The sequence below is a fragment of the Burkholderia sp. Tr-862 genome (assembly GCF_011753085.1).
Classification (GTDB): domain Bacteria; phylum Pseudomonadota; class Gammaproteobacteria; order Burkholderiales; family Burkholderiaceae; genus Burkholderia; species Burkholderia ambifaria.
In genome coordinates, this window is the sequence record NZ_VWWG01000015.1 from 32,095 (window position 1) to 54,069 (window position 21,975).

The 21,975-nt window shown below is 61.6% G+C and carries 34 protein-coding genes; 2 read left to right on the forward strand and 32 right to left on the reverse strand.

Features of this window, described 5'->3' with window-relative positions:
- Nucleotides 1–4: 4 nt before the first annotated feature.
- Both F3J14_RS07465 and F3J14_RS07470 read right to left on the reverse strand, forming a co-directional pair.
- Nucleotides 5–2,227, reverse strand: coding sequence for a cytochrome c biogenesis protein ResB (locus F3J14_RS07465; protein WP_166722467.1), 2,223 nt, complete (start codon nucleotides 2,225–2,227; stop codon nucleotides 5–7).
- A gap of 203 nt (nucleotides 2,228–2,430) precedes the next feature.
- Complete coding sequence (locus F3J14_RS07470) at nucleotides 2,431–3,084, reverse strand: c-type cytochrome (protein ID WP_166722472.1); 654 nt, start codon at nucleotides 3,082–3,084, stop codon at nucleotides 2,431–2,433.
- Between the two features lie 217 nt (nucleotides 3,085–3,301).
- Here F3J14_RS07470 and yihA point away from each other — a divergent pair, with 217 nt between their 5' ends.
- Together yihA and hemB are read left to right on the forward strand one after the other, a co-directional pair.
- Nucleotides 3,302–3,961, forward strand: coding sequence for a ribosome biogenesis GTP-binding protein YihA/YsxC (gene yihA / locus F3J14_RS07475; RefSeq protein ID WP_166722468.1), 660 nt, complete (start codon nucleotides 3,302–3,304; stop codon nucleotides 3,959–3,961).
- Nucleotides 3,962–4,214: 253 nt separating this feature from the next.
- Nucleotides 4,215–5,213, forward strand: a complete 999-nt coding sequence (gene hemB, locus F3J14_RS07480) for a porphobilinogen synthase (RefSeq protein ID WP_165750752.1) — start codon at nucleotides 4,215–4,217, stop codon at nucleotides 5,211–5,213.
- Between the two features lie 113 nt (nucleotides 5,214–5,326).
- On the opposite strand, the gene dsbD is transcribed toward hemB, so the two are convergent.
- The 30 genes from dsbD to rplC all read right to left on the reverse strand — a co-directional run bounded on the left by dsbD (nucleotide 5,327) and on the right by rplC (nucleotide 21,826).
- A complete protein-coding gene (gene dsbD, locus F3J14_RS07485; protein WP_166722469.1) occupies nucleotides 5,327–7,162 on the reverse strand; it encodes a protein-disulfide reductase DsbD in 1,836 nt (611 codons plus the stop codon).
- Entirely contained in the window at nucleotides 7,155–7,481 is a 327-nt protein-coding gene (gene cutA, locus F3J14_RS07490; protein ID WP_165750750.1) for a divalent-cation tolerance protein CutA, read from the reverse strand. The genes dsbD and cutA overlap by 8 nt, the downstream gene beginning before the upstream one ends.
- A 201-nt stretch (nucleotides 7,482–7,682) precedes the next feature.
- The gene (rplQ, locus tag F3J14_RS07495; protein WP_166722470.1) at nucleotides 7,683–8,078 is read right to left on the reverse strand and encodes a 50S ribosomal protein L17; all 396 of its coding nucleotides are present in this window, start codon (nucleotides 8,076–8,078) and stop codon (nucleotides 7,683–7,685) included.
- 136 nt (nucleotides 8,079–8,214) lie between these two features.
- Nucleotides 8,215–9,192, reverse strand: coding sequence for a DNA-directed RNA polymerase subunit alpha (gene rpoA, locus F3J14_RS07500; protein WP_006477176.1), 978 nt, complete (start codon nucleotides 9,190–9,192; stop codon nucleotides 8,215–8,217).
- 124 nt (nucleotides 9,193–9,316) lie between these two features.
- Entirely contained in the window at nucleotides 9,317–9,940 is a 624-nt protein-coding gene (gene rpsD / locus F3J14_RS07505; RefSeq protein WP_006752934.1) for a 30S ribosomal protein S4, read from the reverse strand.
- A 156-nt stretch (nucleotides 9,941–10,096) separates the two neighbouring features.
- On the reverse strand, nucleotides 10,097–10,498 hold the full coding sequence (gene rpsK, locus F3J14_RS07510) for a 30S ribosomal protein S11 (RefSeq protein WP_004197937.1): 402 nt from the start codon (nucleotides 10,496–10,498) through the stop codon (nucleotides 10,097–10,099).
- Nucleotides 10,499–10,526: 28 nt separating this feature from the next.
- On the reverse strand, nucleotides 10,527–10,892 hold the full coding sequence (rpsM, locus tag F3J14_RS07515) for a 30S ribosomal protein S13 (RefSeq protein WP_006752933.1): 366 nt from the start codon (nucleotides 10,890–10,892) through the stop codon (nucleotides 10,527–10,529).
- Between the two features lie 38 nt (nucleotides 10,893–10,930).
- The gene (rpmJ, locus tag F3J14_RS07520) at nucleotides 10,931–11,047 is read right to left on the reverse strand and encodes a 50S ribosomal protein L36 (protein ID WP_004199844.1); all 117 of its coding nucleotides are present in this window, start codon (nucleotides 11,045–11,047) and stop codon (nucleotides 10,931–10,933) included.
- Between the two features lie 20 nt (nucleotides 11,048–11,067).
- Nucleotides 11,068–11,286 carry a translation initiation factor IF-1 gene (gene infA, locus F3J14_RS07525; RefSeq protein WP_004521905.1) on the reverse strand — a complete coding sequence of 73 codons (219 nt, stop codon included), beginning with the start codon at nucleotides 11,284–11,286 and terminating at the stop codon, nucleotides 11,068–11,070.
- Between the two features lie 9 nt (nucleotides 11,287–11,295).
- Nucleotides 11,296–12,645, reverse strand: coding sequence for a preprotein translocase subunit SecY (gene secY / locus F3J14_RS07530; protein WP_011655761.1), 1,350 nt, complete (start codon nucleotides 12,643–12,645; stop codon nucleotides 11,296–11,298).
- Nucleotides 12,646–12,687: 42 nt separating this feature from the next.
- Complete coding sequence (gene rplO / locus F3J14_RS07535; protein WP_006482880.1) at nucleotides 12,688–13,122, reverse strand: 50S ribosomal protein L15; 435 nt, start codon at nucleotides 13,120–13,122, stop codon at nucleotides 12,688–12,690.
- A gap of 26 nt (nucleotides 13,123–13,148) precedes the next feature.
- Nucleotides 13,149–13,331 carry a 50S ribosomal protein L30 gene (gene rpmD / locus F3J14_RS07540; RefSeq protein WP_006400644.1) on the reverse strand — a complete coding sequence of 61 codons (183 nt, stop codon included), beginning with the start codon at nucleotides 13,329–13,331 and terminating at the stop codon, nucleotides 13,149–13,151.
- Nucleotides 13,332–13,346: 15 nt separating this feature from the next.
- Nucleotides 13,347–13,865: a 30S ribosomal protein S5 gene (gene rpsE / locus F3J14_RS07545; RefSeq protein ID WP_006752931.1), complete on the reverse strand. Its 519-nt coding sequence runs from the start codon at nucleotides 13,863–13,865 to the stop codon at nucleotides 13,347–13,349.
- A 14-nt stretch (nucleotides 13,866–13,879) separates the two neighbouring features.
- Nucleotides 13,880–14,245, reverse strand: a complete 366-nt coding sequence (gene rplR / locus F3J14_RS07550) for a 50S ribosomal protein L18 (protein WP_006477183.1) — start codon at nucleotides 14,243–14,245, stop codon at nucleotides 13,880–13,882.
- 12 nt (nucleotides 14,246–14,257) lie between these two features.
- Nucleotides 14,258–14,788, reverse strand: coding sequence for a 50S ribosomal protein L6 (gene rplF, locus F3J14_RS07555; protein WP_006752930.1), 531 nt, complete (start codon nucleotides 14,786–14,788; stop codon nucleotides 14,258–14,260).
- Between the two features lie 18 nt (nucleotides 14,789–14,806).
- Entirely contained in the window at nucleotides 14,807–15,202 is a 396-nt protein-coding gene (rpsH, locus tag F3J14_RS07560) for a 30S ribosomal protein S8 (protein WP_006477185.1), read from the reverse strand.
- Between the two features lie 14 nt (nucleotides 15,203–15,216).
- On the reverse strand, nucleotides 15,217–15,522 hold the full coding sequence (rpsN, locus tag F3J14_RS07565) for a 30S ribosomal protein S14 (protein ID WP_006482884.1): 306 nt from the start codon (nucleotides 15,520–15,522) through the stop codon (nucleotides 15,217–15,219).
- A 7-nt stretch (nucleotides 15,523–15,529) separates the two neighbouring features.
- Nucleotides 15,530–16,069, reverse strand: a complete 540-nt coding sequence (gene rplE, locus F3J14_RS07570) for a 50S ribosomal protein L5 (protein ID WP_006477186.1) — start codon at nucleotides 16,067–16,069, stop codon at nucleotides 15,530–15,532.
- A 16-nt stretch (nucleotides 16,070–16,085) separates the two neighbouring features.
- Nucleotides 16,086–16,394 (reverse strand): 50S ribosomal protein L24, encoded by a 309-nt coding sequence (gene rplX, locus F3J14_RS07575; RefSeq protein ID WP_006477187.1) that lies wholly within the window; start codon nucleotides 16,392–16,394, stop codon nucleotides 16,086–16,088.
- A gap of 9 nt (nucleotides 16,395–16,403) precedes the next feature.
- Complete coding sequence (gene rplN / locus F3J14_RS07580; protein ID WP_006752929.1) at nucleotides 16,404–16,772, reverse strand: 50S ribosomal protein L14; 369 nt, start codon at nucleotides 16,770–16,772, stop codon at nucleotides 16,404–16,406.
- A 310-nt stretch (nucleotides 16,773–17,082) separates the two neighbouring features.
- Nucleotides 17,083–17,355, reverse strand: a complete 273-nt coding sequence (gene rpsQ / locus F3J14_RS07585; RefSeq protein ID WP_006752928.1) for a 30S ribosomal protein S17 — start codon at nucleotides 17,353–17,355, stop codon at nucleotides 17,083–17,085.
- On the reverse strand, nucleotides 17,352–17,546 hold the full coding sequence (rpmC, locus tag F3J14_RS07590; protein WP_006400652.1) for a 50S ribosomal protein L29: 195 nt from the start codon (nucleotides 17,544–17,546) through the stop codon (nucleotides 17,352–17,354). Before rpmC ends, rpsQ begins: the two co-directional genes overlap by 4 nt.
- A gap of 9 nt (nucleotides 17,547–17,555) precedes the next feature.
- Nucleotides 17,556–17,972, reverse strand: a complete 417-nt coding sequence (rplP, locus tag F3J14_RS07595; protein ID WP_006752927.1) for a 50S ribosomal protein L16 — start codon at nucleotides 17,970–17,972, stop codon at nucleotides 17,556–17,558.
- Between the two features lie 2 nt (nucleotides 17,973–17,974).
- Nucleotides 17,975–18,775: a 30S ribosomal protein S3 gene (gene rpsC / locus F3J14_RS07600; RefSeq protein ID WP_006482899.1), complete on the reverse strand. Its 801-nt coding sequence runs from the start codon at nucleotides 18,773–18,775 to the stop codon at nucleotides 17,975–17,977.
- An 11-nt stretch (nucleotides 18,776–18,786) separates the two neighbouring features.
- Complete coding sequence (gene rplV, locus F3J14_RS07605; protein ID WP_004199272.1) at nucleotides 18,787–19,116, reverse strand: 50S ribosomal protein L22; 330 nt, start codon at nucleotides 19,114–19,116, stop codon at nucleotides 18,787–18,789.
- Nucleotides 19,117–19,128: 12 nt separating this feature from the next.
- Nucleotides 19,129–19,404, reverse strand: a complete 276-nt coding sequence (gene rpsS / locus F3J14_RS07610) for a 30S ribosomal protein S19 (RefSeq protein WP_004199273.1) — start codon at nucleotides 19,402–19,404, stop codon at nucleotides 19,129–19,131.
- 10 nt (nucleotides 19,405–19,414) lie between these two features.
- Nucleotides 19,415–20,242, reverse strand: a complete 828-nt coding sequence (gene rplB / locus F3J14_RS07615; protein ID WP_006482900.1) for a 50S ribosomal protein L2 — start codon at nucleotides 20,240–20,242, stop codon at nucleotides 19,415–19,417.
- Between the two features lie 2 nt (nucleotides 20,243–20,244).
- A complete protein-coding gene (rplW, locus tag F3J14_RS07620; RefSeq protein WP_004199275.1) occupies nucleotides 20,245–20,559 on the reverse strand; it encodes a 50S ribosomal protein L23 in 315 nt (104 codons plus the stop codon).
- A complete protein-coding gene (gene rplD / locus F3J14_RS07625) occupies nucleotides 20,556–21,176 on the reverse strand; it encodes a 50S ribosomal protein L4 (RefSeq protein ID WP_006477192.1) in 621 nt (206 codons plus the stop codon). Before rplD ends, rplW begins: the two co-directional genes overlap by 4 nt.
- On the reverse strand, nucleotides 21,176–21,826 hold the full coding sequence (gene rplC / locus F3J14_RS07630) for a 50S ribosomal protein L3 (protein ID WP_006752926.1): 651 nt from the start codon (nucleotides 21,824–21,826) through the stop codon (nucleotides 21,176–21,178). Before rplC ends, rplD begins: the two co-directional genes overlap by 1 nt.
- Between the last annotated feature and the right edge of the window lie 149 nt (nucleotides 21,827–21,975).

The window sequence follows — 21,975 nt, forward strand, 5'->3', positions numbered from 1 at the left end:
GATGTTACCGGGTGGAATTCTCGGAATCGGAATCGGAACCGCCGCCGGCAGGCGGACGGGCAGTCGCTGCCGCGCCTGCGGGTGCGGCGTCGCGCGGTGCGGCGCGCAAGGCGGCGCCGGCCGCGTCGCGCGTCTGCACGAATTCTTTCTCGAAATCGAAGGTCTTGCGGGCCGTGGACATCGCCATCACCACATCGACGCCCGAACCGGCATCCTTGAGCCAGAACCAGAGGCGCCGCTCACGCACGTAGAACATCGAGAAGATGCCGGCGACCAACAGCAGGCTGCCAAGATACACCAGATTCTTGCCAGGTGCGCGCGTCAACTGAAATACCGAAGCTTGCACCTGCTTGAAGGAATCCAGCTGCAAATAGACCGGCGATCCATACAAAAAGCTGTCCGATAGCGCATTGATCGCGTTCTGCACGAAGCGGATCGTGTCGGTGCCCTGCTGGGCGGCCGGCTCGCCGGCGCGCTCGCGCGCGATCTGCCAGACCTCCCACATCGAGCCCTCGAGCATGCGCAGCAGCAGGCTCGCCGCCTTTTCCTGCTCGGCCTTCGGCACCGAACGGTCGATGAACGTCGCCACCGCCTGGAAGCCGCCGATCGGCTGGCCGTCAGCGCCGCGACCCACGCTGTCGTCACTCGCCGCGAAGAGGGTCAGCACCTTGAATGCACTGTCCTGCAGGCGGCCGCGCAGCGACGCCTCAGTCGTGGGCAGCGAACGCTGCGCGAAACGCGCGGCGGCGTCGGCACGCACGGCCGGATCCTCGAGCGCGGCGCGCAGGCGCATCCATTCGCCGATCGAATCCTGGCTGTCGGCCGGGATCCGCATGTAGCGGAACGGATCGTTCGGGCTCGCGCGCACGCCGGCGAGGAACACGCGCGTGCCGCCCATGTCGACGGGCAGCATGTAGTTGTTGAATTCGCGCGCCTGGCCGTCCTTGCCGCGAATCTTGTATTGCACCGACGGGCCGATGTTGTGGAGCTGCACCGGCTTCGACGTCTTCGCGCCCGAGCCGAGCCGCTCGTCGAACACCTCCTTCAGCGATTCCGTCTTCGCGACGCCGCGCACGTCAGGCTTGCCGTTCGCGTCAGACATATTTTCGACGTTGATCGCACGGAAGTCGGAGAACTCGATCGTATCGCCGTCGCTGCCCGGCATCTGCAGCGGCGCCGTACTGCCGATCGTGCCCTTTACCGCGAAGGACTTCGCGTTGTCGCCCGTCATCGGGTAGGCCGTCATCTGCATCTGCGAGCCGCCGTCCTGGAAGCTCGACTGGTAGATCGACACGCCCTTGTACGTGAACGGCTTGTTGACCTCGACGCGCGCCGGGATCTTCTGGCCCGTCTCGCGATCGATCACGACGATGTCGCTCGCGAACAGCTTCGGCATCCCCGTCGTGTAGTAGTCGACGATGAACTTGTTGAGCTGGATCGAGAACGGCAGGTCCTGGATCAGCGAGCCGCTCGGCTGGTTCAGGATCGCGGTCGACACGAACTGGCCTTCCGGCACCCACGCGTAGCCGCGGAACGTCGGGTTCGACGTGGACAGCCGGTGGTCGGGCGAGATCTCGCTGATCGTCGCGCTCGTGTTGACCGGACTCTTGCCGAACATCCACATCTGGAATTTGATCGGCAGGTTGCTGTCGAGCAGGCCGCCGATGCAGATCACGACGATCGCGAGGTGCGCGGAGATGTAGCCCCACTTCGTCAGCGCGCCGCGCTTCGCGGAGATCAGCGTCGCGCCGTCGGTTTCGCGCACGACGTGCTTGTAGCCGGCCTTGGCGACGAACGTGGCGAGCGTGGCCGCAACGGTCGCACGCGTGCCGGACGCCGTGTATTCGGCCTTGTGATGGAACGCGCGCAGGCTGCCTTCGCGGACCTTGTCCTTCCAGCTCTTCGCATCGGCGAGCATCTTCGGCGCGTTGCGGATCACGCACAGCGAGATCGAGGTGACGAGGAAGATCAGGATCAGCATGAACCACCACGCGCTGTACACGTTGTACAGGCCAAGCGAGCGGAAGATGTCCGCCCAGAAAGGCCCGAACTGGTTCACGTAGTTCGGATACGGATCGTCCTGGGTCAGGACCGTGCCGATGATGCTCGCGATCGACAACACCACCAGCAGCGCGATCGCGAAGCGCATCGAGCTCACTAACTCGACCGCGCGCCTGGACGCACTTTGACCCGACTTCGACTGCAACCCCGACGTGGTAACGCTCATTCAAACTCCGACTTTGGGGGGAAACAGCCCCCACACTCACTTTGTTCGCTGCCCCGGAAGGGGCGGTCAGCACTCCTGGGGCGGCCCGGCGAGTGCCGATAAAAAAGGGCGAGGCCACCGCGATCACGCGGCGCCCCACCCTTTTCTTGTTCTGACTCCGGCCGCCCTTCGGGCGTACGGTCATTCCATTCGCGACGGCCCGTTCAACGCAGGCCCGCGATGTAATCCGCGACGGCCTTGATCTCGTTGTCCGACAGACGCGATGCGATCTGATGCATCGCCTCGTTGTTGTTGCGCGCGCCGGCACCCTGCTGGAACGCGGTCAACTGGGCAACCGTGTAATCGGCCCACTGCCCCGACAGACGCGGGTACTGGACCGGCAGCCCCTGCCCCGTCGGCCCGTGACAGCTCGCGCAGGCGGGGACACCCTTTTCCGCGATGCCGCCACGATAGATCTTCTGGCCGATCGGCACGGTCGCCGCATCGCGTGCGGTGCCGAGCTTCGTTGCCTGCGAGCCGTAATACGCGGCGACGTTGCGCATGTCGTCCGCACTCAACGCACTCGCGAACCCGACCATCACCGGATTGGTCCGCGCCGGCCCCTTCGCGCCCGGCTGGGTCTTGAAGTCGTTCAACTGCTTGACCAGATATTCGGGATGCTGGCCGGCGAGCTTCGGGAAACTGCCCGACGCGCTGTTGCCGTCGGCGCCGTGACACGACGCACACACCTGCCCGGCAATCGCCTTGCCGCGGTCCAGATCCGGCTTTGCCGCATCCGCCGCGTTTGCCTCCGCTACGAAACCTACGAACCCTGCTGCAACCTGAAGCACCATCAGAGACTTGCACAGTCGATTCATTCGCACACCCTGTTTCGTCTTGTGGGAATTTGAGGTTCTGCAAAAAACGACGTCGACCAGTCTACCGCAGAAGCTGCATAAAAGCGCGAGGCAGGCGCCCGCAACTCTTCGGCAAAACCGGCGTATTGTACAATATCGCGCTGAAAGCTCCCGCGCCTATCGGGGCTACCCCGCCTCCACCCCAGCGGCTCGCGCCGCCCCGTCCCTCCGGTTTCCCATGGCCTTTTTGCTCCATCAAGCCCGCTTCTATACGACCGTCAATCATCTGCGCGACCTGCCGCCGACGGTGCAGCCGGAAATCGCGTTCGCGGGCCGCTCGAATGCCGGCAAATCGACGGCGATCAACGTGCTGTGCAACCAGAAGCGGCTCGCCTTCGCGTCGAAGACGCCCGGCCGCACGCAGCACATCAACTACTTCTCCGTCGGCCCGGCCGCCGAGCCCGTCGCGAACCTCGTCGACCTGCCCGGCTATGGCTACGCGGAAGTGCCGGGGGCCGCGAAGGCCCACTGGGAAATGCTGCTGTCCTCGTACCTCGCGACCCGTTCGCAGTTGTGCGGCCTGATCCTGATGATGGATTCGCGCCGCCCGCTGACCGACCTCGACCGCCGGATGATCGAGTGGTTCGTGCCGACCGGCAAGCCGATCCACACGCTGCTGACGAAGTGCGACAAATTGACGCGCCAGGAAAGCATCAATGCGCTGCGTAACACGCAAAAAGGACTCGACGCGTACCGCGACCAGGGCGTGCAGGGCAAGCTGACCGTGCAGCTGTTCTCGGCGCTGAAGCGCACCGGGCTCGATGAGGCGCACGAACTGATCGAGAGCTGGCTGCGGCCGTCCGTCGCCGACGAAAAAAGCGAGCCTGTAGCACAATGAGCGGGCAACGCGCGGCCAGGATTGGCTGTGCGCACCTGACGGCACCTGCGGATTCGGCCGGCTCATAAAAAAACCCGCCGTCGAACGGCGGGTCAAACAGCCTAATCGAAAAACGACAGGCACCCGCTCAGGGAGGAGAAGCGGGGAGCAGCACGCAACGCGTGCCGCTCGATCGCTATCATATACCAACGATCTCGAAAATGACCTAAGGGTTCCGTAAGGTTCTTCTTGCCCTGATTTCTGCCAAATCGCCATGAGCTTCCATCCGCTTCATCGTCCGCGCCGGATGCGCCGCGACGACTTCTCCCGGCGCCTGATGCGCGAAAACCGCCTGACCACCGACGACCTGATCTATCCGGTGTTCGTCGTCGAAGGCACCAACGAACGCCAGCCCGTACCGTCGATGCCCGGCGTCGAACGCGTGTCGGTCGATCTGCTGATGCAGGTCGCCGAGCAGTGCGTCGAACTCGGCGTGCCCGTGCTGTCGCTGTTCCCGGCCATCGAGCCGTCGCTGAAAACGCCCGACGGCCGCGAAGCGGCCAATCCGGAAGGCCTGATCCCGCGCGCGGTGCGCGAGCTGAAGAAGCGCTTCCCCGAACTCGGCGTGCTGACCGACGTCGCGCTCGATCCGTACACGAGCCACGGCCAGGACGGCGTGCTCGATGAAAATGGCTACGTGATCAACGACGACACGATCGAGATCCTGGTCGACCAGGCGCGCACGCAGGCGGAAGCCGGGGTCGACATCGTCGCGCCGTCGGACATGATGGACGGCCGCATCGGCGCGGTCCGCGAAATGCTGGAAAGCGACGGCCACGTCCATACGCGCATCATGGCCTACTCGGCCAAGTTCGCGTCGGCGTTCTACGGCCCGTTCCGCGACGCGGTCGGCTCGGCGTCCAACCTGGGCAAGGGCAACAAGATGACCTACCAGATGGACCCGGCGAACAGCGACGAAGCGCTGCGCGAAGTACGCCTCGACATCGACGAAGGCGCCGACATGGTGATGATCAAGCCCGGCATGCCGTATCTCGACATCGTGCGCCGCGTGAAGGACGAGTTCCGCTTCCCGACCTATGTGTACCAGGTGAGCGGTGAATACGCGATGCTGAAGGCCGCCGCGATGAACGGCTGGCTCGACCACGACAAGGTCGTGCTCGAATCGCTGCTCGCATTCAAGCGTGCGGGCGCCGATGGTGTGCTCACGTACTTCGCGCTCGATGCCGCGCGTCTGCTGAAAGCGCAGCGCTGAGCCGCGCGCCGGCAGGCACCAAGAAAAAACGGCGGGACACTTCGGTGCCCCGCCGTTTTTCATTTGCAGTCCGGTCGGCGCAGAGGCCGCCCGCGCACGCCGACGAGCGCGCGTTACACCGTCGGTACCGCTGCGCGATCGAGGCTGCGCAGGAATGTCTCGGCCGCCTGATAGCCGACCACACGGCCGATTTCGTTGCCGTTGCGATCGAAGAAGATGATGCCCGGCGGCCCGAACAGGTTGAAGCGCTTGAGCAGCGCCTGGTCGTCCGGATTGTTCGCGGTAACGTCCGCTCGCACCAGGTGAAGCTGCGCGAGCCGCGCCTGCACGCGCGAATCCGTGAACGTCAGATGCTCCATCTCCTTGCAGCTCACGCACCAGTCGGCGTAGAAATCGAGCATCACGGGCCGGCCCGAGGTCTTCAGCAGCGTGTCGAGTTCGCCACTGGAGCGCACCGATGCGAACGCCGGCCCCGGCTGTCCGGCCGCCGGCGCATCGCCCGACGCAACCGTGCGCGCCGCGAGGACGGCCAGCGGCTTCACGGGGTCGTTGGAACCAGCCGCGAGACCGACGAGCAGCGTCGCAGCCCAGATCGCGAGCGCCGCACCGAGACCGCGGCCGAGACGGCGCCAGATCGACGCCGCGCCGGCATGCGGCGTGAACAGGCCGAGCGCCGCGGCGGCGACCAGCAGCCACAACGCGGCGAGGACCATCTTCAGACCGCCCGCGAGCACCGGCCACACGATCCACAGCGCGGCGGCGAGCAGCACGATGCCGAAGAACACCTTGACGCTGTCCATCCATGCGCCCGCGCGCGGCAGCACCGTACCCGCACCGATGCCGACCACGAGCAGCGGCACGCCGAGCCCCAGCCCCATCGCGAACAGCGCGGCGCCGCCGAGCAACGCATTGCCGGTATGCGCGATGAACGCGAGCACCGCAAACAGCGGCGCCGTCATGCATGCGCCGACGACCAGCGCCGACAACGCCCCCATCGCGGCGACAGCGACGAAGTGGCCGCCCTGGCGCGCGCTCGATGCTTCGGCCGCGCCGTTCTGCCAGCGCTCCGGCAGCGCGATGTCCTTGCCCGAAATCAGCGATACCGCGAATGCGGTGAGGAGCACGCCGAACGCGCCGAGCACCCACGGGTTCTGCAGCCAAGCGCCGAGGCTCTGGCCGACCAGCGCGGCAGCGATGCCGAGCACCGTATAAACGAGCGCCATGCCGACCACGTAGGTGAGCGACAGCGCAAAGCCGCGCGCATGCGTCGCGCGCGTGCCCTGACCGATGATGATCGCGGACACGATCGGAATCATCGGATACGAGCAGGGCAGCAGACTCAGCACGACGCCCGCGACGAAATACAGCGCGACGATCGTGAAGAAGCCGTGCCCCTCGAGCAGCGACTGGGCGAAATCCGCGCTCGTGACCTTGTCGAACCAGCTGCCCGAAGCCATCGCGCCATCGGCCGGCGCGGTCGCGCCCAGCGCCGCGCCGTCGACTTTCACGACATGCTCGGCAGGCGGATAGCAGATCCCTTCGTCGGCACACCCCTGCGACGTCACCGCGAGCTCGAACGGCCCCGCCGCCTGCTTGACCGGCACGTGAATCACGACCTCGTCGCGATAGGTCTCGACTTCCTTCTGGAACGTCTGGTCGAACTTCACATGTCCGGGCGGGAATTTCGGGTCGCCGAGCGTCGCCTGCCCGCTCTTCACCGCGAACGCGAACCGCTCGCGGTACAGGTAGTAGCCGTTGGCGACCTTGAAGCGCACGTCCACCTGCCCCGGCGATTCGCTCGCGCTGAACTTGAACGCCACCGACGGATCGAGAAAATCGTCGGCAGCGCGCGCGACCGACAGGCCGCCCAGCACGAAAATGAACGACAACAGGATCGCGAAGAACCGCGGTGCGCGCATGCGCACGGAAAGCGCCATACCGTTAAACATGAAATAGACGTTGAGTTTCGCTGGTCACCCACTGGCCGTACTCGACCGAGGCCGTCGCCTGCCACGAGACGATTTCCGGCGTCTCGTACGGATGATGCGCGAGAATAAATCGCTCCAGTTCGAGCGAGCGCACGGGGCTCGTCTTGAACAGCAACTGGATCTCGTCGGCCGTTTCGACCTTCCCCTGCCAGTGATAGCGCGACTTGATCGCACCGAGCTCCGACACGCATGCGGCCAGCCGCGCGTCGAGCGCACCGTCGGCGAGCGCCGCGGCCGTTGCCGCATCCGGCACCGTCGTCAGCATCAACACCACCACCATACGCCCTCCTGACTGGTTTACCGGCTTTCGCCGCCACGGATCGCGTCGAGTACCCGCGCCGACAGTCCCGTATCGTAGCGCAGCGTGCGCGACGCTGCCGGCACCGGCCTGCGACAATCGATCGCAGCCCGTGGGCCGCCAAAAACAAAAAGGGCCAAGCAATTGCTCGGCCCCTTTCAGATACTGCTGCGTACCGGAAGCTTACTCAGCTTCTTGCACGACTTCCGTTTCGTCGACTTCCGGACGATCGAGCAGCTCGACCAGTGCCATCGGTGCGTTGTCGCCGACGCGGAAGCCGAACTTCAGCACGCGCAGGTAGCCGCCCGGACGGTTCGCGAAACGCGGACCGAGCACGTCGAACAGCTTCGCCACCGAGTCACGATCGCGCAGGCGGTTGAACGCCAGACGACGGTTTGCCAGCGACGGCTTCTTGCCGAGCGTGATCAGCGGCTCGACGACTTTACGGAGTTCCTTCGCCTTCGGCAGCGTCGTCTTGATGACTTCGTGCTCGATCAGCGAGTTGGACATGTTACGGAGCATAGCCAGACGGTGGCTGCTCGTGCGGTTCAGTTTCCGCAGACCATGACGATGGCGCATTTCAGTTTCCTTGATTCAAAGTTTTGATCCAGCTCTTCTATCGCACCGCTGGGGTGCACGGGCCGGTAACGAAAAAAGCAAGATGCGGATTTTAAAGGAAAATCCGCATCTTTGCCAACTACAGCAACAACCGGGCTTACTTGTCGAGACCAGCCGGCGGCCAGTTTTCGAGCTTCATGCCCAGCGTGAGACCGCGCGAAGCGAGCACTTCCTTGATCTCGTTGAGCGACTTGCGACCGAGGTTCGGCGTCTTCAGCAGCTCGTTTTCCGTGCGCTGGATCAGGTCGCCGATGTAGTAGATGTTCTCGGCCTTCAGACAGTTCGCCGAACGAACCGTCAACTCGAGATCATCCACCGGACGCAGCAGGATCGGATCGATCTGCGGCGCGCGCGACGGTGCTTCGGCTGCCGTTTCCGTGCCTTCCAGTGCCGCGAACACGGACAGCTGGTCGACCAGGATGCGGGCCGATTGACGGATCGCCTCTTCCGGGGTGATCACGCCGCTCGTCTCGATGTTCATCACGAGCTTGTCGAGGTCGGTACGCTGCTCGACACGTGCGCTTTCAACGGCATAGCTCACGCGGCGAACCGGCGAGAACGATGCGTCGAGGACGATGCGGCCGATGATCTTGGCCGTGTCTTCGCCGTAGCGACGGACGTTGCCGGGCACGTAGCCGCGACCCTTTTCGATCTTGATCTGAACGTCGAGCTTGCCGCCCTTCGACAGGTGTGCGATCACGTGATTCGGGTTGATGACTTCGCAATCGTGCGCCAGCTCGATATCGCCGGCCGTAACGACGCCTTCGCCTTCCTTGCGCAGGGTAACCGTCACTTCGTCACGGTTGTGCAGCTTGAACACCACACCCTTCAGGTTCAGCAGCAGGTTGACGACGTCCTCTTGCACGCCATCAAGCGTCGAGTACTCGTGCACCACGCCAGCGATCGTGACTTCGGTCGGCGCGTAGCCAACCATCGACGACAGCAGCACGCGGCGAAGCGCATTGCCCAAGGTGTGGCCGTAACCGCGTTCGAACGGTTCCATGACCACCCTCGCGTGGTTCTCGCCAAGCGATTCCACGGCGATGATCTTGGGTTTCAGCAAACTGGTTTGCATGGGCTTTCCTTTTCAATACCCTCGGCTCGTTACACCGATAAGGCTGACCGGTAACAACCAGAAAATAAACAGCCGAGGCCCCCCCTTGCGAAACGCAATCGGGGTACCTCGGCCGTCAATCGGATTAACGCGAATACAATTCGACGATCAGGCTTTCGTTGATGTCGCCTGCGATGTCAGCGCGTTCCGGCATTTGCTTGAACGTGCCTTCGAACTTCTTCGCATCGACTGCAACCCAGCTCGGCATGCCGCCTTGCTCGGCCAGCGACAGCGCTTCGACGATACGCGCCTGCTTCTTCGCCTTTTCGCGGATCGCGACGATGTCACCAGCCTTCACTTGCTGCGACGGCACGTTCGCGACGACGCCGTTCACGGTGATCGACTTGTGGCTCACCAGCTGACGCGCTTCAGCGCGGGTCGAGCCGAAGCCCATGCGATACACGACGTTGTCGAGACGCGACTCGAGCAGTTGCAGCAGGTTTTCACCCGTGTTGCCCTTGCGGCGGTCGGCTTCAGCGAAGTAGCGGCGGAACTGACGCTCCAGAACGCCGTAAATACGCTTGACCTTCTGCTTTTCGCGCAGCTGCGTACCATAGTCGGACGTACGAGCGCCCGAGGTACGGCCGTGCTGACCCGGCTTGCTGTCGAGCTTGCACTTGTCGGCGAGCGAGCGGCGCGCGCTCTTCAGGAACAGGTCGGTGCCTTCACGGCGGGACAGCTTGGCCTTGGGGCCGATATAACGTGCCACTTTGCATTCCTTTATCAATCAGTCACGCGGATCGGAATCCGCGCTAGTTCGCGCCCTTTGGGGCGAACGGTGGGCTTAGTCAATCAAAAAAGCAACGCCCGTCGACGCTACGCGGCGACAGGCAAATGTGCCAGCACAAACGTGCCAGCAGCATTCTTAGATACGACGGCGCTTCGGCGGACGGCAGCCGTTGTGCGGAATCGGGGTGACGTCCGAAATCGCGGTGATCTTGATGCCGAGGCCATGCAGTGCACGCACTGCCGACTCACGACCCGGGCCAGGGCCCTTGATCCGCACTTCCAGATTCTTCACACCGTATTCCATCGCCACGCGACCGGCCGACTCAGCAGCAACCTGAGCAGCGAACGGCGTCGACTTCCGCGAGCCCTTGAAGCCCTGGCCGCCCGACGTCGCCCACGCCAGTGCATTGCCCTGGCGATCGGTGATCGTGATGATCGTGTTGTTGAACGACGCGTGAACGTGAACCACGCCTTCAGCGACGTTCTTCTTAACCTTCTTGCGAACGCGTTGCGCCGCGGTATTCGAAGCCTTAGCCATTACGTTTTCCTGTAACTGTCAGTTCCGCTTACTTCTTCAGCGCTTGCGCTGCACGACGCGGGCCCTTACGGGTACGTGCGTTCGTACGCGTACGCTGACCGCGCATCGGCAGGCCCTTGCGATGACGAACACCACGGTAGCAACCGAGGTCCATCAGGCGCTTGATGTTCATCGTCACTTCACGGCGCAGATCGCCTTCGACGATGAACTTGCCTACTTCCTCACGCAGCTTTTCGAGGTCTGCGTCGGTCAGGTCCTTGACCTTCTTCGAGAATTCCACGCCAGCTGCCGAGCAGATGCTGCGCGAGCGCGTGCGGCCGATACCGAAGATTGCCGTCAGGCCGATCTCGGTATGCTGGTGATTCGGGATGTTAACCCCTGCGATACGAGCCATTGTTTTTCCTCAAACAAAAAGCGCAAACAAACGCGCGGTCAGCCTTGGCGCTGCTTGTGGCGCGGATCCGAGCTGCAGATCACGCGAACGACGCCTTTGCGCTTGATGATCTTGCAATTGCGGCAAATGCGCTTAACCGATGCCATCACTTTCATGATAATACCCTTTTTTCAAATCACTTCGCCCGGAACACGATCCGCGCACGAGACAGATCGTAAGGCGTCAATTCAACCGTGACCTTGTCGCCCGGCAGGATGCGGATGTAGTGCATCCGCATCTTCCCGGAGATATGCCCCAACACGACATGGCCGTTTTCCAGCTTCACGCGGAAGGTAGCATTCGGAAGGTTTTCGATCACCTCACCCTGCATCTGGATTACATCGTCTTTGGCCATAGTCCTGAATTAACGCATTGGGATGTTGCCGCCCTTGAAGTTTGCCTTCTTGAGCAGCGACTCATACTGTTGCGACATAACGTACGACTGCACCTGCGCCATGAAGTCCATCGTGACGACGACAATGATCAGCAGCGACGTTCCACCAAAATAAAACGGCACGTTCCAGCGCAGCACCAGGAATTCCGGCAGCAGACACACGAAGACGATGTAGATCGCACCAGCCAGCGTCAGACGCGTGAGGATGCGGTCGATATATCGTGCGGTCTGATCGCCCGGTCGAATACCCGGAACAAACGCGCCGCTCTTCTTCAGGTTGTCCGCGGTTTCCCTGCTGTTGAACACCAGTGCGGTGTAGAAGAAGCAGAAAAACACGATTGCCAGCGTGTACAGCAGCACATAGACCGGCTGACCCGGCTTCAGCGCCTCCGCGACGTTATGCAACGTGTTGGAGATCCAGCTCCCCGTCGGCTGACCCGTGCTGAACCAGCCGAGAATCGTGGCCGGAAACAGGATGATCGACGATGCGAAGATCGGCGGAATCACGCCCGACATGTTCAGCTTCAGCGGCAAGTGCGACGACTGTCCACCGTAGATCTTGTTGCCGACCTGGCGCTTCGCGTAGTTCACGAGGATCTTGCGCTGACCGCGTTCGATGAACACGACCAGGTAAGTCACCGCGGCAATCAGAACGACGATGATGATCGCCGAAATGATGCTCATCGAACCCGTACGCACCAGCTCGAACAGCCCACCCACGGCATTCGGGAACCCTGCTGCGATCCCGCCGAAGATGATGATCGAGATGCCGTTGCCCAGACCACGCTCGGTGATCTGCTCACCCAGCCACATCAGGAACATCGTGCCGGTAACCAACGTCACAACCGTCGTCAGTCGGAACAGCATGCCGGGGTCGATCACGAGGCCCGGCTGGTTTTCCAGCGCAGCCGCGATACCGAACGCCTGGAAGGTCGCGAGCACCACGGTGAAATACCGCGTGTACTGCGTGATCTTCCGTTGCCCTGCCTGCCCTTCCTTCTTCAGCGCCTCGAGTTGCGGCGAGACGATCGCCAGCAACTGCATGATGATCGATGCCGAGATGTACGGCATGATCCCCAGCGCAAAGATCGTGAAGCGGGAAAGCGCACCACCCGAAAACATGTTGAACATGCCCAGGATGCCGCCCGCCTGGCTCTGGAACAGCTTCGCCAGTTGATCCGGATCGATGCCCGGCACGGGGATGTGCGCGCCGATGCGATAGACGATCAGCGCCAGGAGCAGGAACATCGCTCGCCGACGCAGATCGCCGAATTTCGCCGTGCTTCGACCGGGTTTTGCAAGACTCGGGCTGTTAGCCAAGTACCTTCTCCGATGAATGCAAGTAACGACGCGCTACGCGTGTCACTCGGCGAACGAACCGCCAGCCGCTTCGATCGCAGCGCGCGCACCCTTGGTGGCACCGAGACCCTTCACGACGATCTTGCGCTTCAGTTCGCCCGTCGCGATGATCTTTGCGCTCTTCGTCAGCTCGCCGACCAGGCCGGCTTGCTTCAGTGCGAGCAGATCGATTTCATCGACCGGCAGCTTCTCGAGGTCGCCCAGGCGCACTTCACCGACGAATTCCTTCGTCAGCGACGTGAAACCGCGCTTCGGCAGACGACGTTGCAGCGGCATCTGACCGCCTTCGAAACCGACTTTGTGGAAGCCGCCCGAACGCGATTTCTGACCCTTGTGACCACGGCCAGCCGTCTTGCCGAGGCCCGAACCGATGCCACGACCGACGCGACGCTTGGCGTGCTTGGCGCCAGCGGCCGGCTTCAGGTTATTCAATTCCATATCAACTCCTTGATCCGTAGGGCCGCTTACGCGATGACCTTAACGAGGTACGAGACCTTGTTGATCATGCCGCGGACCGCCGGCGTGTCCTGCAGCTCGCTAACCGAGTTGAGTCGGCGCAGGCCCAGGCCACGCACGGTCGCGCGGTGCGATTCGCGGGTCCCGATCAGGCTCTTAACGAGCTGAACCTTGACAGTTTTTTCAGACATGGTGACCACCCGGGCTTAGCCCAAAATATCTTCGACGGACTTGCCGCGCTTCGCCGCGATGTCTGCCGGGGTCGACTGCTTGCGCAGACCGTCCAGCGTGGCGCGAACGAGGTTGTACGGGTTCGTCGAACCGTGGCTCTTCGCCACGACGTTCTGAACGCCCATCACGTCGAACACTGCGCGCATCGGGCCGCCGGCGATCACACCCGTACCTGCCTTCGCCGGAGCGAGGAGGACAGCGGATGCGCCATGCTTGCCGTGCACTTCGTGCTGCAGCGTGCCGTTCTTGAGCGGCACCTTGAACATGTTGCGGCGAGCTTGTTCCATTGCCTTCTGGACAGCGACCGGCACTTCCTTCGCCTTGCCCTTGCCCATACCGATGCGGCCATCGCCGTCGCCAACCACGGTCAGTGCGGCGAAGCCGAGAATACGGCCACCCTTCACGACCTTGGTCACGCGGTTGACCGAAATCATCTTTTCGCGAAGGCCGTCGTCGCGCTCGTCAGCCTGAACTTTCGCTTGCATCTTTGCCATGACGAATTCCTTCCTTAGAACTTGAGCCCAGCTTCGCGAGCTGCCTCAGCCAGCGCCTTGACGCGGCCATGGTAGCGGAAGCCCGAGCGGTCGAAGGCGACGGATTCGATGCCGGCGGCCTTTGCCTTCTCGGCAATACGCTTGCCGATCAGCGTCGCAGCATTAACGTTGCCACCCTTGCCCGACTTGTCGGCCAGTTCGGCGCGCACTTCTGCTTCGAGCGTCGACGCGCTGGCGAGCACCTTGGTGCCGCAGGGCGAGAACACTTGAGCGTAGATGTGCGTGTTCGTGCGATGCACGGCGAGACGCGCGACCTGCAGCTCAGCGATCTTGATACGCGTCTGGCGAGCGCGGCGCAGGCGAGATTGAGTCTTATCCATGATTGCGCACCCTTACTTCTTCTTCGTTTCTTTGAGGATCACAACCTCGTCGGAATAGCGCACGCCCTTGCCCTTGTAGGGCTCCGGCGGACGGTAACCGCGAACTTCCGCAGCTACTTGACCGACTTGTTGCTTGTTGATCCCCTTGATCACGATTTCGGTTTGCGTCGGGGTTTCAGCCTTGACGCCTTCCGGCATCTGGTGCACCACCGGGTGCGAGAAACCCAGCGACAGGTTCAGCTTGTCGCCTTGCGCCTGCGCACGATAACCGACGCCAACCAGCGTCAGCTTGCGCTCGAAACCCTTGGTCACGCCTTGCACGGCATTCGCGATAATCGCGCGCATCGTGCCCGACAGTGCATTTGCTTCGCGGCTTTCGTCGACCGGCGACAGATTCAGCGTGCCGTCGTTGTTCGCCACGTTCACGAGCGGATTGATCGCTTGCGTGATGGTGCCCAGCGGGCCCTTGACGGTGATTGCACCGTCGGCCAGCTTGACTTCCGCGCCTTGCAGCGCGATCGGGCTTTTACCTACTCGAGACATGTTTCTCTCTCCTCGGCTTTAAGCGACGTAGCAGATGACTTCGCCGCCGACGCCAGTAGCGCGCGCCTTGCGATCAGTCATCACGCCCTTCGGCGTCGACACGATTGCCACGCCCAGGCCGTTCATGACCTGGGGAATGTCGTTGCGGCCGCGGTACACGCGCAGACCAGGCTTCGACACGCGCTCGAGGCGTTCGATGACCGGGCGACCTGCGTAGTACTTCAGCGCGATATTCAGTTCGGACTTCGCACCTTCCGCCTTGACGGCGAAATCGTCGATATAACCTTCGTCCTTCAGGACTTGCGCGATTGCAACCTTGACCTTCGACGAGGGCATCGCGACCGATACCTTCTCGACCATCTGCGCGTTGCGGATGCGAGTCAGCATATCGGCGATAGGATCACTCATGCTCATTTACGTTTCTCCTATTACCAGCTCGCCTTGGTCAGGCCAGGAATCTCGCCACGGAATGCGATTTCACGAATCTTGTTACGCGCGAGGCCGAATTTACGGAACGTGCCACGCGGGCGGCCCGTGATCGCGCAGCGGTTACGCTGGCGGGTCGGGTTTGCGTTGCGGGGCAGTTGCTGCAGCTCCAGGCGTGCTTCGTAGCGCTCTTCTTCCGACTTGCTTTGGTCTTCGACGATCGCCTTCAGCGCTTCGCGCTTTGCTGCGAACTTCGCGACCAGGCGGGCGCGCTTCTTTTCACGTTCGATCAGTGCCAGTTTAGCCACGGTAACCTCAGTTTCTGAACGGGAACTTGAAGCTGGCGAGCAGAGCCTTTGCTTCGTCGTCGGTCTTCGCAGTCGTCGTGATGCTGATGTTCAGCCCACGCAGTGCGTCGATCTTGTCGTAGTCGATTTCGGGGAAAATGATCTGCTCTTTCACACCGATGTTGTAGTTGCCACGGCCATCGAAAGCACGACCCGACACGCCGCGGAAGTCACGCACGCGGGGCAGGGCAACGGTCACGAAGCGGTCGAGGAATTCGTACATCGCCTGGCCGCGCAGCGTCACCATCGCGCCGATCGGGTAACCCTGGCGGATCTTGAAGCCTGCGATTGCCTTGCGTGCCTTCGTGACGACCGGCTTCTGACCGGCGATCTTCGTGAGGTCGCCAACGGCGTTCTCGATGATCTTCTTGTCAGCGATCGCCTCGCCAAGACCCATGTTCAGCGTGATCTTGGTGATGCGCGGCACTTCCATGACCGACTTGTAACCGAACTTCTCGATCAGGCCGGGCACAACCTTTTCTTTGTAAAACTCTTGAAAACGAGCCATTTTTTACTCCGCTGCGTCAGGCGCTCAGTACGGCACCGGTCGTCTTCAGGAAGCGAACCTTCTTGCCTTCCTCGACCTTGATGCCAACACGCGACGCCTTGCCATTCGCGTCGACCAGTGCGACGTTCGAAATATGCAGGGGCATCGTCTTCGCTTCCACACCGCCCGTCGTACCCTTCATCGGGTTCGGCTTCACATGCTTCTTGACGAGGTTGATACCCTCAACCGTCACATGTTCAGCACCGACAGCCAGCACGACGCCGCGCTTGCCCTTGTCCTTACCAGTGACGACGATAACTTCGTCACCTTTGCGAATCTTGTTCATCGCGACTCCTTACAGCACTTCCGGCGCCAGCGAAACGATCTTCATGAATCGTTCGCTACGCAGCTCACGCGTCACCGGCCCGAAGATACGGGTGCCGATCGGCTCAAGCTTGTTATTCAAAAGCACAGCGGCGTTGCCGTCGAACTTGATCAGCGAGCCGTCTTGACGGCGAACACCCTTGGCGGTGCGGACCACCACGGCGTTGTAGATTTCGCCTTTCTTCACGCGCCCGCGCGGCGTTGCTTCTTTGACGGTCACCTTGATGATGTCGCCAATGCCGGCATAACGACGCTTCGAGCCGCCGAGCACCTTGATGCACATGACTTCACGCGCACCCGTGTTGTCGGCTACTTCGAGCCGAGATTCGGTCTGGATCATGGTTTGTCTTTCCCAACTTAATCCGGATGCACCACCATGATGCATTCGGTCAGTCTTGGTCCCGTCAGCCAATCGGCTGCTTGGGTTGGAACAGCAGCGACGGCAAACGAAACCCGCCATCGCAATTCGGTGAATCTTTCGGACAGGCTGGCGCCAGTCCGCTTCCCCCACCAACTTCGCCCGCGACGGGGCTCCCATAAAGAGGGAAGACCAGGATTATAACAAATAATCCTGGTCACGCAAGCAAAAACTTTGCGATTTCAAGCACTTCGTGGAGAAGTGCCTGTTACTACCTACTGCACGGACCCGCTTAGATCACGCGAGCCGCTTCGACGAGGCGCGACACCGTCCAGGCCTTCGTCTTCGAAACAGGACGGGTTTCCTGGATTTCGACGAGATCGCCTTCGTTGCAGGTGTTCGCTTCATCATGCGCGTGGTACTTCTTCGAGCGCACGACATACTTGCCGTAGATCGGGTGCTTGACGCGGTGCTCGATCAGCACCGTGACGGTCTTGTCCATCTTGTTGCTGACGACCCGACCGACCAGCGTCCGCTTCAGCGAGGTTTTCACGCTATCGTTCATTTCTGGTTCGCCTTCTGAGTCATGACGGTCCGCACACGTGCGATGTCGCGACGAACCTTCTTCAGCTGGCTCGTGTTCGTGAGCTGCTGGGTCGCGAGTTGCATGCGCAGGCCGAATTGCGCCTTCAGCAGGTCCGCCAGCTCCTTGTTGAGCGCGGCCTGGTCTTTCTGGAGAAGTTCGGAAGCCTTCATGTTTTCTCCTTAGGCGCCGAGCTGGCGCACGATGAATGCCGTCTTCAGCGGCAGCTTGGCTGCAGCCAGACGGAACGCTTCGCGTGCCAGTTCTTCGGTTACGCCGTCCATTTCATAGAGCATCTTGCCCGGCTGGATCTCTGCGACGTAGTACTCCGGGTTACCCTTACCGTTACCCATACGCACTTCGGCCGGCTTCTGCGAAATCGGCTTGTCCGGGAAGATCCGGATCCAGATACGACCGCCACGCTTGATGTGACGCGTCATTGCACGACGCGCCGCTTCAATTTGACGTGCGGTCAAACGACCGCGACCGATCGCCTTCAGGCCGAAATCACCGAACGACACTGCGTTGCCGCGCGTCGCCTTGCCGGTGTTACGACCCTTCTGCTCTTTACGATACTTTCTGCGTTTCGGTTGCAGCATCGTTATTCTCCAGTCTTGCCGTCTTCGGGCTTGCCGGCGCCACGGCGCGGTGCGCCACGGCGAGCACCCGGAGCGCCGCCTTCGCCGTCACGGCGCGGACGACGGTCGCCCGGACGCGCATTGCGACGCGGACGCTTGTCTTCGGCTACTTCTTCGACCACCGGCGCATCGTTGCGGCCGAGCGTGTCGCCCTTGTATACCCACACCTTGACACCGATGATGCCGTAGGTCGTCTTCGCTTCCGAAGTCGCGTAGTCGATATCGGCACGCAGCGTGTGAAGGGGCACGCGACCTTCGCGATACCACTCCGTACGAGCGATTTCGATACCGTTCAGACGGCCTGCGCTCATGATCTTGATGCCCTGGGCACCCAGACGCATCGCGTTCTGCATCGCACGCTTCATCGCGCGACGGAACATGATCCGGCGCTCGAGCTGTTGCGTGATCGAGTCAGCGATCAGTTGCGCATCGGTTTCCGGCTTGCGGATCTCTTCGATGTTGACGTGAACCGGCACGCCCATGCGGCGTTGCAGTTCCGTCTTCAGCTGTTCGATATCCTCGCCCTTCTTGCCGATGACGACGCCCGGACGCGAGCTGTAAATCGTGATGCGCGCGTTCTTTGCCGGACGCTCGATGACGACCCGACCGACCGAAGCGTTCTTCAGCTTCTTCTTCAGGTACTCACGAACACCGATGTCTTCCTGCAGCATCGCCGCGAAATTGTTGTTGTTCGCGTACCAACGCGAAGCCCAATTGCGGCTGACAGCCAGGCGGAAGCCAGTCGGATGAATTTTCTGTCCCATCGTATGGCTCCTTAATTCCCGACCGTCACAGTGATGTGACAGGATTGCTTCTCGATGCGGTTACCGCGGCCTTTGGCGCGCGCGGTGAAACGCTTGAGCGATGCAGCCTTGTCGACGTAGATGCTCTTGATCTTGAGCTCGTCGATATCAGCGCCTTCGTTGTGCTCCGCATTCGCGATTGCCGACAGCACAACCTTCTTCACGATGCCAGCCGCCTTCTTCGGCGAGAACGTCAGGACGTTCAGCGCCTTGTCGACCGGCAAACCGCGGATCTGGTCAGCCACAAGGCGCGTTTTTTGCGCCGAGATGCGGGCACCGCGATGAATTGCTTTCACTTCCATCTTGATTGCCCCTTATTTCTTGGCCTTCTTGTCGGCCGCGTGACCCTTGAACGTACGGGTCAGTGCGAACTCGCCAAGCTTGTGGCCGACCATGTTTTCCGAGATGTACACCGGAACGTGTTGACGGCCGTTGTGAACAGCGATCGTCAGGCCGATGAAATCCGGCAGAATCGTCGAGCGACGCGACCAGGTCTTGATCGGCTTTTTGTCGCGCGAAGCTGCAGCCGCCTCAACTTTCTTCAGCAAATGGGCGTCGCAGAACGGACCTTTTTTTACAGAACGTGCCATTGCCTACTCCTTAACGCTTGTGACGGCGCTGAACGATCATCGTCGTCGTGCGCTTGTTGCTGCGGGTGCGATAACCCTTAGCCGGCGTACCCCACGGGCTCACCGGGTCGCGACCTGCAGCCGTCTTGCCCTCACCACCACCGTGCGGGTGATCAACCGGGTTCATCGCAACGCCACGCACCGTCGGGCGGATACCGCGCCAGCGGTTCGCGCCAGCCTTGCCGATCTGGCGCAGGCTATGCTCTTCGTTGCCGACTTCACCGATCGTTGCACGGCACTCGATGTGCACGCGGCGGATTTCGCCCGAACGCAGACGAACCTGCGCGTAGACGCCTTCGCGTGCCAGCAGCATGGCCGACGTGCCAGCCGAACGCGCCATTTGCGCGCCCTTGCCCGGCAGCATCTCGATGCAGTGGATCGTCGTACCGACCGGAATGTTGCGGATCGGCAGCGTGTTGCCTGCACGGATCGGCGCTTCCGAACCCGACATCAGCTGTTGGCCGACGGTCAGGCCCTTCGGGGCGATGATGTAGCGACGCTCGCCGTCTGCGTAGAGCACCAGCGCGATGTTCGCGCTACGGTTCGGGTCGTACTCGAGACGCTCGACCTTTGCCGGGATGCCATCCTTCGTGCGACGGAAATCGACGATACGATAGTGCTGCTTGTGACCACCACCCTTGTGACGCGTGGTGATACGGCCGTTGTTGTTACGGCCGGCGGTCGAGCTCTGCGAGTCGAGCAGTGCCGCGAACGGCTTGCCCTGGTGCAGATTCTTGTTGACCACCTTGACCATCGCGCGGCGACCCGGCGAAGTCGGTTTAACTTTCACGATTGCCATGATTACTTGGCCTCCGCTTCAAAGTTGATTTCCTGGCCGGGCTTCAGGCAAACGTACGCCTTCTTCACGTCCTTGCGGCGACCCATCGAACGGCCGAAACGCTTTTGCTTGCCCTTCTGGACCAGCACGTTGACCGAATCAACTTCAACCTTGAACAGCAGCTCGACAGCCGCCTTCACTTCCTGCTTCGTGGCATCCGGTGCGACTTCGAACACGACTTGCTCGTTCTTGTCGGCAACCAGCGTCGCCTTTTCCGAGATCACCGGTGCGAGCAGGACCTGCATCAAACGATGATCGTTTTTGCGAATCTCGCTCATGACAGCAACTCCTCGATCTGGGCGACCGCAGCCTTCGTGACCAGCACTTTCTTGAAGTAGATCAGCGACAGCGGGTCAGCGTAGCGCGGCTCGACAATCGCCACGTGCGGCAGGTTGCGCGAAGCCAGGTACAGGTTCTCGTCGACCGTATCCGTAATGATCAGCACGGAGTCGAGACCCATGGTCTTGAATTTGTCAGCCAGCAGCTTGGTCTTCGGCGCTTCGAGGATGATGTCCTCGACGACCGACAGACGGCCTTCACGGGCCAGCTGCGAGAAGATCGAGCAGAGACCTGCGCGATGCATCTTCTTGTTGACCTTGTGCGAGAAGTTTTCTTCCGGCGAGTTCGGGAAGATGCGACCACCGCCACGCCACAGCGGGCTCGACGACATACCGGCACGAGCGCGGCCCGTACCCTTCTGACGCCACGGCTTCTTGGTGGTGTGCTTGACTTGCTCACGGTCCTTCTGTGCGCGGTTACCCTGGCGAGCATTCGCCTGGTACGCGACGACGACCTGGTGGATCAGCGCTTCGTTGTAGTCACGACCGAACACGACGTCCGACGCGTTGACCACTGCACCTTCCTGACCATTTTCGTTCAGGAGCTTGAGTTCCATTATTTCGCCCCCTTGGTCTTGACGGCCGGCGTCACGAAAACCTTGCCGCCCTTCGCGCCCGGAATCGCGCCCTTGACGAGCAGCAGCTTGCGCTCTGCGTCGATACGAGCGATTTCGAGGTTCTGCACCGTCACCGTAACGTCACCGAGGTGACCCGTCATGCGCTTACCCGGGAAAACACGACCCGGATCCTGCGCCATACCGATCGAGCCCGGCACATTGTGCGAGCGCGAGTTACCGTGCGTGGCACGGCCGGAGGAGAAGTTGTAACGCTTGATCGTACCGGCGTAGCCCTTACCGATCGACACGCCTTGCACGTCGACCTTCTGGCCTACTTCGAAAAGATCAGCACCGACCACGGCGCCATTCGACAGCTCAGCTGCCTTGGCCGCGTCAATGCGGAATTCCTTGAGGATTTCACCGGCTTCGACACCGGCTTTGGCGAGATGACCTGCCAGCGGCTTCGTCACGCGCGATGCGCGGCGGGAGCCGAATGCAACCTGCACGGCCGTGTAGCCGTCGGTTTCAACAGTCTTGATCTGCGTCACGCGGTTGTCCGACACGTCCAGCACGGTGACGGGAATCGAATCCCCTTCAGCCGTGAAGATACGGGTCATGCCAACCTTGCGACCTACGAGTCCAAGGCTCATCATTTTCTCCATTCCCGACTGCGATTGGTCGGGGCTGATTTACAAAATGCCGGGCACGCAAGGCCCAACTTTTTTATGCGAATACGCGAAAAGCCAAGCATTATAGCCCGACTTCTCGATTTCCGCAAGCAATCAAAGACTTAGCGCCA

Excerpts from the sequence above, each read along its gene's own strand:
- F3J14_RS07465 (WP_166722467.1), bottom strand. The coding sequence starts at position 2,227 with ATGAGCGTTACCACGTCGGGGTTGCAGTCGAAGTCGGGTCAAAGTGCG.
- F3J14_RS07470 (WP_166722472.1), bottom strand. The coding sequence starts at position 3,084 with ATGAATCGACTGTGCAAGTCTCTGATGGTGCTTCAGGTTGCAGCAGGG.
- yihA (WP_166722468.1), top strand. The coding sequence starts at position 3,302 with ATGGCCTTTTTGCTCCATCAAGCCCGCTTCTATACGACCGTCAATCAT.
- hemB (WP_165750752.1), top strand. The coding sequence starts at position 4,215 with ATGAGCTTCCATCCGCTTCATCGTCCGCGCCGGATGCGCCGCGACGAC.
- dsbD (WP_166722469.1), bottom strand. The coding sequence starts at position 7,162 with ATGTTTAACGGTATGGCGCTTTCCGTGCGCATGCGCGCACCGCGGTTC.
- cutA (WP_165750750.1), bottom strand. The coding sequence starts at position 7,481 with ATGGTGGTGGTGTTGATGCTGACGACGGTGCCGGATGCGGCAACGGCC.
- rplQ (WP_166722470.1), bottom strand. The coding sequence starts at position 8,078 with ATGCGCCATCGTCATGGTCTGCGGAAACTGAACCGCACGAGCAGCCAC.
- rpoA (WP_006477176.1), bottom strand. The coding sequence starts at position 9,192 with ATGCAAACCAGTTTGCTGAAACCCAAGATCATCGCCGTGGAATCGCTT.
- rpsK (WP_004197937.1), bottom strand. The coding sequence starts at position 10,498 with ATGGCTAAGGCTTCGAATACCGCGGCGCAACGCGTTCGCAAGAAGGTT.
- rpsM (WP_006752933.1), bottom strand. The coding sequence starts at position 10,892 with ATGGCTCGTATCGCAGGGGTTAACATCCCGAATCACCAGCATACCGAG.
- rpmJ (WP_004199844.1), bottom strand. The coding sequence starts at position 11,047 with ATGAAAGTGATGGCATCGGTTAAGCGCATTTGCCGCAATTGCAAGATC.
- infA (WP_004521905.1), bottom strand. The coding sequence starts at position 11,286 with ATGGCCAAAGACGATGTAATCCAGATGCAGGGTGAGGTGATCGAAAAC.
- rplO (WP_006482880.1), bottom strand. The coding sequence starts at position 13,122 with ATGGAATTGAATAACCTGAAGCCGGCCGCTGGCGCCAAGCACGCCAAG.
- rpmD (WP_006400644.1), bottom strand. The coding sequence starts at position 13,331 with ATGTCTGAAAAAACTGTCAAGGTTCAGCTCGTTAAGAGCCTGATCGGG.
- rpsE (WP_006752931.1), bottom strand. The coding sequence starts at position 13,865 with ATGGCAAAGATGCAAGCGAAAGTTCAGGCTGACGAGCGCGACGACGGC.
- rplR (WP_006477183.1), bottom strand. The coding sequence starts at position 14,245 with ATGGATAAGACTCAATCTCGCCTGCGCCGCGCTCGCCAGACGCGTATC.
- rplF (WP_006752930.1), bottom strand. The coding sequence starts at position 14,788 with ATGTCTCGAGTAGGTAAAAGCCCGATCGCGCTGCAAGGCGCGGAAGTC.
- rpsH (WP_006477185.1), bottom strand. The coding sequence starts at position 15,202 with ATGAGCATGAGTGATCCTATCGCCGATATGCTGACTCGCATCCGCAAC.
- rplE (WP_006477186.1), bottom strand. The coding sequence starts at position 16,069 with ATGGCTCGTTTTCAAGAGTTTTACAAAGAAAAGGTTGTGCCCGGCCTG.
- rplX (WP_006477187.1), bottom strand. The coding sequence starts at position 16,394 with ATGAACAAGATTCGCAAAGGTGACGAAGTTATCGTCGTCACTGGTAAG.
- rplN (WP_006752929.1), bottom strand. The coding sequence starts at position 16,772 with ATGATCCAGACCGAATCTCGGCTCGAAGTAGCCGACAACACGGGTGCG.
- rpsQ (WP_006752928.1), bottom strand. The coding sequence starts at position 17,355 with ATGAACGATAGCGTGAAAACCTCGCTGAAGCGGACGCTGGTCGGTCGG.
- rpmC (WP_006400652.1), bottom strand. The coding sequence starts at position 17,546 with ATGAAGGCTTCCGAACTTCTCCAGAAAGACCAGGCCGCGCTCAACAAG.
- rplP (WP_006752927.1), bottom strand. The coding sequence starts at position 17,972 with ATGCTGCAACCGAAACGCAGAAAGTATCGTAAAGAGCAGAAGGGTCGT.
- rpsC (WP_006482899.1), bottom strand. The coding sequence starts at position 18,775 with ATGGGACAGAAAATTCATCCGACTGGCTTCCGCCTGGCTGTCAGCCGC.
- rplV (WP_004199272.1), bottom strand. The coding sequence starts at position 19,116 with ATGGAAGTGAAAGCAATTCATCGCGGTGCCCGCATCTCGGCGCAAAAA.
- rpsS (WP_004199273.1), bottom strand. The coding sequence starts at position 19,404 with ATGGCACGTTCTGTAAAAAAAGGTCCGTTCTGCGACGCCCATTTGCTG.
- rplB (WP_006482900.1), bottom strand. The coding sequence starts at position 20,242 with ATGGCAATCGTGAAAGTTAAACCGACTTCGCCGGGTCGCCGCGCGATG.
- rplW (WP_004199275.1), bottom strand. The coding sequence starts at position 20,559 with ATGAGCGAGATTCGCAAAAACGATCATCGTTTGATGCAGGTCCTGCTC.
- rplD (WP_006477192.1), bottom strand. The coding sequence starts at position 21,176 with ATGGAACTCAAGCTCCTGAACGAAAATGGTCAGGAAGGTGCAGTGGTC.
- rplC (WP_006752926.1), bottom strand. The coding sequence starts at position 21,826 with ATGAGCCTTGGACTCGTAGGTCGCAAGGTTGGCATGACCCGTATCTTC.